The sequence below is a fragment of the Candidatus Omnitrophota bacterium genome (assembly GCA_028717245.1).
Lineage (GTDB): Bacteria > Omnitrophota > Gorgyraeia > Gygaellales > Profunditerraquicolaceae > JAGUYA01.
This window is the reverse complement of the sequence record JAQUOD010000002.1, coordinates 31,047-42,703: the sequence shown is the minus strand read 5'-3', so window position 1 is coordinate 42,703 and position 11,657 is coordinate 31,047. Positions and strand designations below refer to the sequence as shown.

General features: G+C 44.7%; 3 protein-coding genes and 1 riboswitch. Of the genes, 2 read left to right on the top strand and 1 reads right to left on the bottom strand.

The window, feature by feature from the left end:
- Nucleotides 1-682 precede the first annotated feature (682 nt).
- Nucleotides 683-769: riboswitch (cyclic di-GMP riboswitch) on the bottom strand.
- Between the two features lie 102 nt (nucleotides 770-871).
- The gene (locus PHV44_02095) at nucleotides 872-1,198 is read right to left on the bottom strand and encodes a hypothetical protein (GenBank protein ID MDD5592076.1); all 327 of its coding nucleotides are present in this window, start codon (nucleotides 1,196-1,198) and stop codon (nucleotides 872-874) included.
- Nucleotides 1,199-1,517: 319 nt separating this feature from the next.
- Here PHV44_02095 and PHV44_02090 point away from each other — a divergent pair, with 319 nt between their 5' ends.
- Nucleotides 1,518-3,335, top strand: a complete 1,818-nt coding sequence (locus tag PHV44_02090) for a TonB family protein (protein ID MDD5592075.1) — start codon at nucleotides 1,518-1,520, stop codon at nucleotides 3,333-3,335.
- Between the two features lie 186 nt (nucleotides 3,336-3,521).
- The gene (locus PHV44_02085) at nucleotides 3,522-11,582 is read left to right on the top strand and encodes a SpvB/TcaC N-terminal domain-containing protein (GenBank protein ID MDD5592074.1); all 8,061 of its coding nucleotides are present in this window, start codon (nucleotides 3,522-3,524) and stop codon (nucleotides 11,580-11,582) included.
- Nucleotides 11,583-11,657 lie beyond the last annotated feature (75 nt).

The window sequence follows — 11,657 nt, the reverse complement described above, 5'->3', positions numbered from 1 at the left end:
CTTAGGCGGATCCTTGCTATGTAAAGTAATCGCTGCGGTTTCTTGAGGTAATTGAGCTTGTTTAATCGGAATAAAGCCGGTTTGATCGTTGGTATTATTAATCTTAGTGTAATCTACGGGGACAGAGGGAGTCTCGGAACCTTGAGGCGGCTGAGCTTGGGCAGGAAGCGCGGAATCCTTAACCGTTGGGGTTGGCGCTGGCGCATCTCCTTGCGGCTTCTGCTCAGCTTCAGCTACTCTCATATCTCCAGTTTCTTCAATTAAGCTATTTTTAACCGTATCAACTGTATCAACCGTATCAATTGCCTTATTTTCTGATAAAACTACGGTTTGATTGGCTTTTTGCCAATTAGAATTGGGATTTAAGACAGGCATATTCTTAGTTACTTTATCTACACCGCAAGGCGCTATTTCAGCCGCTTGAGCTGAAGGGACTATAAAAGAGGCTATTTCGTGATAAATATTCAATAAAAAATCCCCCAATTTCGGTTGGGGGACTTGCGGGTAGCTTGTTTGCTCGGTTTCAGGCATAGATACGCGGTAGTCTGCTCTGGCTGCCCAGGTGGTTTCGGAAAATAAAAATACTCCGGCAATGGTCAGGGCAACAATTTTTAACCAGATTTTTTCTCGCCAGTTACTCAATTTAGCCTCGCTTTTTAATAAAAAAGCCGAGTTACCTTATTTCGGTAACCCGGCCATCCGTAGTGAATTTACCGTCGGATCCGTGGCTTTGCGCCCCCGCCTTGCGGCGGGTTTGCCTTTATCGCTCAGGTATAAAAATACTTTGTGAAACTGCTTACAAATAGCGGAAAAAAATTTAACTTACATCTAAAGTATACTGAATGGATAGGTGTTTGTCAAGGTAGAAAAACTAACTTTTTTCTCTATTAACATTCTGGGTTGCGCGGTATCCGGCCATATATTTGCGCATATATTCCTGGTGCTCTTTTTTGCGCTTTTCGGCATATTCTTTGAGGTGTTTTTTGTGTTTTTTCTTCCATAATCTACGGTATTGAGAGCGTTTTTCCCGCCAGAACGCTTCTTGCCCTAAAGACTTGAAATAATCGGGGTTTTTCAGCCGCCATCCCCTTTCATTCTGAAGCTGCCTCTGCTTTTGGCATTCCGGTTGAGAACAAACCTGCTGTTGAGGCCGGTATTTATTAGGTTTAAACTCATTTTGACAGATCTTACAACGCATGTTAAGAATATAACATAAAATCCTCGGCGCGTCAAGGTAGAAAGTACCCCAAAATAGGGACGGTTCTCAGTCAACTATAAAACTGTCCCCAAAAGGGACAATTTTAACCGTAATTGAGAACCGTCCCTAATGGCTATCGTATCATCAACAGTATCACCTAAGATAACTCTTTGATTTTACGTTATTTATAATAGCGTATCAATAGCGTATCAAAAATCTCTTGACAAAAGGAAATTTATTCATTATAATTTAGCCAAATTCATAGTCAACTCTTAATTGATGTTTTACCTATATATTAAGCGTATCATAATATCATAATATGGAGATAGATCATAAAATAGTTAAAATATACCGAATAATAGCTCTTATAAACTTCCTCCTGCTCTACCCCGCTTACTCCCGGGCCGCTTTATTAAATCCCGAATACATCAGCTCAATACAGCAAAAAATAAGCGCTTGTTTTGTCTATCCGCAAGAGGCACAAACCAAAGGCTGGGAAGGCATGGTAAAGGTAAGGTTCACCCTGGACCAGGGTGGCCGGATAAAAGAAATTAATATCGCGGAATCATCGGGTTATCCCTTGCTGGATGCCGGGGCGCTCTTAGCCGTAAAAGACGCCAGCCCCTATCCCCTGCCCCAAGGTTATAATAAGGAAGAACTGGAGATGGTTGTGCCGATAAGTTACGAACAGGATAAATCCTTAGAGCCGAGCGAACCGCAAGAGATGCCGACCTTACAACAGGCATATTTAACGCAGCCTATAAGATTATCTGAAACGGTTGAAGAAAAGCAAACGTCGGCTGAAGATTTTAAAGGGGCCGCTGCGGAACTTGACCCGGCGCTCTATAATTTCGTTGACCTGGCCATAAAAAACAACCCGCCCCTTAAGGTGGCGCGCCAGGAAATTGAATTGGCCCAGTTTAAAATCCTGGAAAACCAGCGCAACCTCTTTCCTACCCTAAAAATATCAGGCTATAAAACAGACGGCGATGTCTATAAAGTAGATTACGAAGAATGGGAACCTGCGGTAGAAGTGACCCAGCCGCTCTTTCGCGGAGGACAATTAGTGAATGCGGTAAGGCAGGCAGGGGTAGATTTGGAAATCACCAAAAAAAATTATGACCGCATTAAGTTTGAATTGATGCAGAAGGCCGAAACCGCCTATTATAATTTAGCCGTGGCCAAGATGCACCTGCGGCTCAAGGAGGCGCTTCTTGAGGAAGCGAAAGAGACCCTGGGAAAAATAGAGAAATTAGGCCAGGCGGATATGGTCATCCCCCTGGAAGTAAATAGCGCGCGTTCCTGGTTTGACCAAATACAATTCCAGGCCGATAACATAAAACAAGACGTTTTGAACGCGGAATTAACCTTAAAGCAGGTATTGAATACCAAGGAACTGGGCAATATTATGCCCCCGCGATTATCAGCGCCAAAAAAAACAAAGTTAGAATTATCTACCTGCACGGAGATGGCCCTGGTTAACCATCCGGAAATCCGTTTAAGCGAGCTCCTGGTAAAGTTTAATGACTACAGCCAAAAGATGAAGCGCAGCGACGTAAATTCCTTCAGCATAGACCTAACCTCTTCTTACGGGTATTACAAAGGGCATTATATCAATACTCCCTGGGAAGACACGGACAACTGGTTCGCCGGGGTAAAGCTAACCAAGCCCTGGGGAGGCAGCACCTTCAGCACTTCTTATAATGCCCAGAAACAGAGGGCGCGCTTTGGCGAGGCCGAGCCCAGCAAGTATCAAATGGTCAGCGCGGACTTCAGCGTCCTGGATAACCTTAAGCGCGTATCGGATAAGAAAAAATCAGAGATAGACCTCTGGCGTTCCCTGAGCGACTTTAATGAAACTACCAAGGCCGTGACCCTTGAGGTCCAGGAGGCATTTTTTAACTACCAAAAGGCCATCTCGCAATTAAATACCGCGGAGATGGAGATGAAATTCCGGCGCAATGAAACAGACGTGATTAAGATCCGTTCCATGGTCGGTGAAGCCAACCTCTCTAGCGCGATGGAATCCCTGTATAATCTTTCGGAGTCGCAGGCAAAATATATCCAGGCGCTGGGTAATTACCAAACCTCTCTCGCCAGCCTCAAAAAAGCCACGGGTTATAGCCTTAAAATCTAAACCTCCCCAATCCAGACCGTTTCTATATAACACGCTGTAATTAAAGAAGTTACAATAGAACTCTCCCTTCACAAAAATAAACATAAAATAAAAAAGCGCTTTCCTTGACATCTTACTTTTTATATGTTATATTTTATATTAGTTATTTGAGTTTTAATTATATTGACGAAAGGGGACTCAAGCAAAATGAATCCTTTACGTCAAAGATTGTGGTTAAAAATTGTTGCCCTGACTATTTCCGGAGTGTTTTTATTTTCCGAGGTCACCTGGGCAGCCAGAGCAGACTACCATATATCTCTGCCGCAAACCGAGCAAACTAGCTACCCGCAAATCCCCCAACCGAAATTGGGGGATTTTTTATGGAATATTTACCAAGGAATAGCCTCTTTTATAGTCCCCCTAGCGCATGCAGAGGAAATATCGTCTTGTTTGAATGATAATCCCGGCGTTATGCCAGCTTCGTATTCCCAATCCTTTAAACCTGCCAAACAAACGGTTAACTTAAATAATACGGTTTTCGTAGAAACACCCGTAAAACCAATAGATGCCACCAGTCAATCCGCACCTGCACCGCAAACCCAGCCTCAACCCATAAAAGACAAATTAGTAGCGGGCCTAAAGGGAAATTCTATACCAGTTTATGGCCAGGTAAATAAGGACACTGCCATAAAGCCCCAAAATAACCAAAGCGTACGAATTCAACCCGAAGAACAGAAAGCAGTTATAAATACGTACCAAGCTGACCTTTATAACCACGGCCCTCCAATCCCGAACTGCGCAGTCTACGCACTCTCCCAACTCTTGTCTAATGTCAACTCCGCTATATTGGCTAAAAGCTTGGCCTTATATACTCAAGACGGCCAGACCTCTCTCTATGGAATCCAGCAAGTAGCCAAAGAATATGGTTTGGATCTTTACGCCAGCCAACTCTCCCTTACTGACCTCAAAAATCTAAATCAACCGGCAATTGCCCATTTAGACTTAGGAAATGGCCTTGGCCACTATGTAGTAGTGACCGGAATTGATGTTGAAGGCATTACCTATATAGATAACAGTATCACAAAAACCGTATCATTAGCTGAATTCACTGCCCAATGGATAGGATATGCCCTGACCACCGAGGCAGGTATTGGCCAGGCCTTAAGCGTCAGTCAAACGCAAGGAATTTGGGGTTCGGATGGCGAGACAACAACTCTTTTTGGCGCAGGTGCGGCAAACGGAGGCATAACTCTTGTGAGAAATGGCAATACCGGCGTTGCTACCTATGCTGATGGTAGCACCAGGACTATCACCTATGCAAGCCCGGGTGGTGCGGTTACAAGTACTGTGGATAATCATCCGGCAAGCAGTGGCGGTTCCTTAGCCGGCACTACCGTAACTAACACTTACGATAGCAATGGTGGTTATTCCACTACCATTGTTAATTCTAACGGAAGCGGAACGCAAACAACACCCCCAGCTATATCATCCACAGGCGGACAGAGGAGCGTAAACAGTAATAGCGGTGGTAGCACCGCTACGCCGACGATAACATATGGCGATGACGGAAGCGTGGCCACAACAACCTCTCATCCCGACGGCAGCATTACAAAAACAACAGTTGGCCCTGATGATTATCGTAGCGAGACTAAAATAGACGCTAATGGCAATATTACCTACAGCAATAATAAAGGGTTAGGCTATACTTCTACCAAGGATGTAAATGGTGATACTATCACACGCGCTGCTTATCCTGATGGCAGCGCAAGGGCAATAGTTAAAGGAATCCAGATAGATTTAGCTCCCGGCGAGACTGATAAAAGCTACAAAGACCCTGCTACCGGCAATACCATAGAAATTAATCGGGATCCATCTACGGGTGAGTTAAGCGTTAACGTTGTTAATCCGCCGCCTCCTCCCAAACAACCTACTTCTGGTTCTGGTGGTAGCGGAGGCGGTATTCCCCCAACCCCACCACCACCAACACCCAACCCGCCTACTCCTCCTGCGCCTATTCCTCCTGCAATAACCGCGCCCGTATTAGAAGCGGTTAATGATACTCTGCTCCAAAGCACTACTAAGATAAATTGGAGTGCAATAGCAGGGGCGACAAATTACAAAGTAGAAATCTCTACCGATGCTGACTTTAAAAACCCCAAAGCTTATGAATCGGCTTCTAATTCCCTCGAATTAAGCGAATTAGATACGGCGGGGAATTACTATGCGCGCGTAAAGGTAGTAAAAACCGAGGGGGAAAGCAACTGGAGCGCGGTAATGACTTTTAAAGTGGTCCAATCTTTTTCTAAAAGCCCTATACCTACGGAATTATCGGATGAATTAAGCGAAGAGGATTATCAAGAGCCGGTCTCTGCGGATACCGCTTCCCCTGATGTTCCCAAAAGTTCAAACGGGCTGGAAAATTTGGGCGTTGACCTTTTAACCGGGCAGGCAACATTCTCTATCCCGGTACAAACTCCGGCAGGCAGAAACGGGATAGAGCCGCACTTAGCGCTCTCCTACAGCAGTCTTAAAGGCAACGGATTAGCCGGAAAAGGCTGGGATTTAGATTTGGGCAGTATTTACCGTTCTACTAAAGGCGGCGTTCCTGATTATAATTCCTCTGATGCCTTTATTGCCCAAAGCCAGGAACTGATAAGCACAGGCAATAATGAATACAGGGCTGAAATTGAAGGCAGTTTCATAAAATATGTTTATGACGGCGCTTCCTGGCAGACAACTGATAAGCAGGGAATAAAATATTTCTTCGGCTCGACGGATAACTCGCGCATCACGACCTCAAAAGGCATTTTTTCCTGGGCATTGGATAAGGTGATGGATTTAGAAGGTAATTATCTAACCATCAGTTACTCTAAAGAAGAGAATACCCTTTATCCTTTGAATATCTCCTATACTGCAAACGCGCAGACTCAGCTTGCGGCAAGCTATAAAGTTACTTTCGCCTATGAACCCAGGCCGGATACATCTTTAAGCTATATTACCGGCGAACCAATAAAACTGCTTAAACGGCTAAAGAGTATTGAGGTCTCTTTTGATAATAACCTGGTACGCAGATACGGCCTTGAATATACCCAAAGCCCTTCCACCTCAAGGAGCCTCTTAACCAAGGTAACCGAATATGGCTCTGACGGCCAAACCGCACAGCCTCCTTTGACTTTTTCCTATCGTTCTAATTCCGGCGCTTGGTCTGGCGACCAGCCGCAGTGGCATATCCCCGACGGAGATTTTATCAAATCCGAACAAAACCAGGGCAGGGGGCTTTATGATTTAAACGGCGATGGTTTATATGACTTTATTGTCTCCCGTTACGACCCCAACGAATCAACAGACCGCCAGTGGTTAAAAGCTACATATCTTAATTCCACGCAGGGTTTTAGTTCGCAGCCCAACTGGTGGCCGGTACCTTTGGGTTATTTTATCTATAATACCTGGGATGACGGGCGCAGGCTCGTAGATTTAACCGGCGACGGCATGCCCGAATTATTAGCAGCTGCGCTCTGGGACCCGTATCTGGGTTCAGGCGGGCAATATAAAGATGCTTACTCCTTTCAGTACCTTGACAACATTGACCCTCAATGGTTTAAAGATACGAGCTGGAATTTACCTGAAGGATATTTTGTTTATGGTAACCACATAGACGGCGGGATAAGATTCGCTGACCTTAATGGCGACGGCTTGAATGACTTATCCATTGCCGTTGACGAGATACATTGGAGTTATCGGCCGCTTGACGTGATATCCCGGACAACCACCACTTATATTAATACCGGAAGCGGCTGGCAGCAAGATGCGCGCTGGAATTCGCCTGACGGTTATTATGTTACGGCATCAGGCGATAATGGAAGGCGCTTAGCGGATGTCAACGGCGACGGTTTAGCTGACTTTTTAGTCGCGGCTGACGGCTATAAGGCTACTTATCTTAATACCGGCTCGGGCTGGGTGAGGAATGACGCCTTTAATCTTCCCGACGGTAATTTTACCGAAAACGGCGTTAACCAGGGAAGGGTGCTGATAGATATAAACGCAGACGGCCTGAATGATTTGCTAATTGCTAAAGACGGTTACCGCGCCACTTACTTAAACACTGGCTCAGGCTGGAGGAGAGACGACTCCTTTAATATTACAGACGGAGATTTTGTGGATAGCCAGGGCCGCGACCAGGCCCGTTATTTAACCGATTTAAACGGGGATGGTTTAATGGATATCTGTATTGCCAAAGACGGTTATAAAAAGACCTATCTAAATTTATCCGGACCTGCCGACCTTTTAGTAGAAGTCGCAAATGGCTTAGGCGCAAAGGCTAAAATTGAATATACCTCTTCTACTCAATATGAAAATTATTATCCCAATAAAACCGGTAAGCTCCCTTTTAGCCTGCAGCTTGTCTCAAGGCTCACCCTGGAAGACAACCAGGGCAATTCCTATCCTACAACTTATTTTTATAAAGACGGTTATTTTGAGCCAAAAGAGCGGGAGTTCCGCGGCTTTAGCTATGTCAAGGTCAGCGATGCCGACGGTAATTATACAGAAAGTTATTTTAAGCAGGACAACATCTATAAAGGCCGCCTCTATGAACAGGAATTTAAAAATAAAGACGGAAACTTATACTCTAAGATAGAAAATGTCTGGCAGCATACGGAAATTTACCCGGGCGTTTATTTTGTCTATCTTTCCTCAGCCGATAATTTTACCTATGACGGTGACGCAAGCTATAAACATGCCCGCACAGAATTTGAATATGATAATTACGGCAATACTACCAAGGTTATATATTATGGTGACGTGGATATCATTGAAGACGATAAGACGCAAACTACCGAATATGCTTATAACACTTCTGACTGGGCAATTGCGCTTCCTAAGCGCACTTCTCTTTTATACAACCAACAAAAAGTTTCTGAAAAACGCTTCTATTATGATAATACAACTGATATTAACCAGGCTCCGGCTAAGGGCCTGCTTACCAAAGAAGAGGCCTGGCTGTTTAATCCTTTAACCAGTGAGGAAAAATACTTAGCCACAACTTTTACTTACGATTCTTACGGTAACCTTATTTCAACTACTGATGCCTTGGGAAGGACAACTACTACGGAATACGATACCCAGACTTATACCTATCCGATTAAGGCAACCAATGTTTTAGGCCAGACCGTCAAGAAGACCTTTGATTTAAAAAGCGGCCTGGTGCTGACCACTACTGACTTGAATAATCAAACTACAACCTATGTCTATGATAGTCTCTACCGCCTAATAAAAGCCATTGGCCCTAATGATACGCAAGACTCACCCGGCGTTATCTACGATTATGATTTATCTAACCTGCCTTATCGCGTTACCAAAAAGGTAAAAGCCGAGAATAATAACTATCTTACCTCCTACTCTTTTTACGACGGTTTAGGCAGGCTTATGCAGATAAAATCTCCGGCAGAAGATGACCCGCAAATTCAAAAAGCCCGTCAAATAGTTTCAGGCAGGGTAACCTTTGATAGCCGCGGGAATGTCCGAGAAAAATATAATGCTTATTATACTTTTGAAGTAAACGATAAACCTGATACGAGCGATTTAACTGCTTTAGCTAAGTTTGAATTTGATTATGACCCCAAGGGAAGATTAATTAAAATAACCAAACCCGAAGGGACATATGCCCAAACTATTTACTCTGACTGGAAAGTTACCTATATAGACGAGAATAACCATAAAAAAGAAGAATATTTTGATGCCTATGCCAGGATTGTGGAGGTAAAAGAATACAACGCAGCAGAAGTTTATACCACCCATTACGAATACAATGCTTTGGATAGCCTGATAAAAGTAGTGGATAACCAGAAAAATACCAGCCAAATCTTTTATGATTCTTTAGGCAGGAAAATAAAAATGCAAGACCCTGATATGGGAACCTGGACTTATGAATACGACGCTGTGGGAAATTTAATCAAACAAACCGATGCCAAAGGCCAAATCCTTACTTTTGAATACGACGCCCTAAACCGCCTTACGCGTAAACAGGGGCTCATCCCCAGCCAGGGGGCTGTTACTGAGGCCTTAGCCGCCTATACCTACGATGATTTAACAAAAGAAAACTCTATCGGCCGGCTCTCCAAGGTCATTGACCAATCCGGCTCCACCGAATTCTTCTATGACAACTTAGGCAGAGAAATCAAGTCAGTGAAGGGACTGTCCCCGCAGATATCTAACTCAATTGAAACCAAGGGGACTGTCCCTGAACAGCAATATCTCGTTGAGCGCACCTACGATGTTTTAGACAGATTAACTTCCCTGAAATATCCTGACGGGGAAATAATCAGCTATGAATACAATAAAGCAGGCCAGCTCAAGAAGGTTTACAGCCAGACGGACTCTACGGTCTTTGTAAAAAATATAGATTATGCCGCATCAGGCCAAACTTTAAAGATAGAATACGGCAATGGCACCACCACTTACTACCGCTATCTCCCCAATACCTCGCAAATCTCACTCATCGTCACTCTGAATCAAAATAATAACGAAGTCCTGCAGGAGCTGCGCTATACCTATGATAATTCAGGCAATATCATTAAAATAGAAGACAAGGTAAAAGACACTACACAGGCTTTCCAATATGATGATTTAGACAGATTGATTAAGGCAAGCGGTGAATACGGGACGCTGAATTATAGGTATGATTCAATTGGTAACCTTTTAGAGAAGGAAGGCATAGGCTACCAATACGGCGCAAGGCCCCATGCGCCTACTCAATTCGGCAATACAGTTATTAGTTATGACGCCAACGGCAATTTAATCTCTAAGGGAAGCGAACAATACCAATATGACGCTGAGAACCGCTTGACCCAGGTAAATGAGAGCGGTATAATTACCTCGTTCGTATACGATGGCGATGGCGGCCGTGTCGTTAAGACACTAACGACTAACGACCAGCGACTAACGACCACCTACATCGGCTCGCTCTTTGAAATAGATTCCGACGGCACAACCCGCAAACACATCTTTGCCGGGTCAAACAGGGTCTGCACACTAACGACTAACGGCCAACGACTAACGACTAATTACTACCACAGTGATCATCTCGGCTCAAGCAGCGTCATCAGCGACAGTCAAGGTAAAGCCACCCAGACCAATAGCTATAAGCCTTACGGAGGAGTTGCTAAGGTTCAGGGAAGCGATACTGCTAAATACAAGTTCAACGGCAAGGAGCTGGATGCAACCGGCCTCTACTTCTACGGGGCTCGGTATTATGACCCACAGGTGGGGAGGTTTATCAGTGCGGATACCTTGGTTGCCCGTCCCTATAACCCCCAGGAACTAAACCGTTATTCCTACTGCAACAATAATCCTATTAACGCTATTGACCCCACAGGGCACTGGTCCTGGAAAAGCTTTTGGAAGAGTATTGTCGGGGCATTTGTAGGAGCAGTAGTAGCTGTAGTTACTGCTGGCGCTGGCTTACCCTGGGCAGTTGCGGGTTTCTGGGGAGGGATGACCGGAGGTGCAGTTACCGGCGGCCTGGAAGGCGGCTGGAGAGGCGCCCTGATTGGCGCAGGCATTGGAGGCGCCTTAGGGGCTTTTGGCGGGTGGGGAGCTTATAACATCGGAACCCCTTTTGTAGTCGGGATGCTGGCAACCGGAGCATTTGTAGCCGGTGCTACTAACAGTTGGGATAGCTTTGCCGGTGGTCTGGTGGGAGGCATTGCTGGGACAGTGGTTGGAACAGGAATAAATAGTTATTTTCATGATCCGCTTAGTATTCAAGATCCGGAAGGTGGAGTTAGAAATCCGGCTGTCCGAGGTAAAGGGGTAGGGACCACCCCAGAAAAAGCGTTACGGGTTGCTAATGAAACAGGCAGTAGAGTTATTTATACCCAATCCAGAGGAGTTGCAGCAGATATTATTCGCGGAGGCATGCAACTGTTATTTAAGAATAGTTTGGCTTCCCGTCAATTGGCACAATATATGCTGGGACATCCTGGAACCACCTATAGACTTCATAGTGAGATGACACTTACTGCTTTAGGAGCAGCCAAGATGCTCCAAGGCAATAATATTGGTGGGCACTTTGATTTAGTTAGTGCTTTTTATTCAAAAGGTACTGCCCAAAGTGTATTTAGTGATATTGGGGCTACTCTTCATTGGGTTCCGCCACATTTGGCTGATTCCGCAGGGATGTTTACAACCTTCAATCCGTTGACAGCCCCTATTTATGGAATATTAGGCGCTTTAACGTTAGAGTATTACCACGGTTATAAAACTTATTAATGACGGGTTAACATATAAAATTCTCATTATTGCCTCTACAATTTTATTAATTTAAAGAGGGCATTGTGAGAAGTA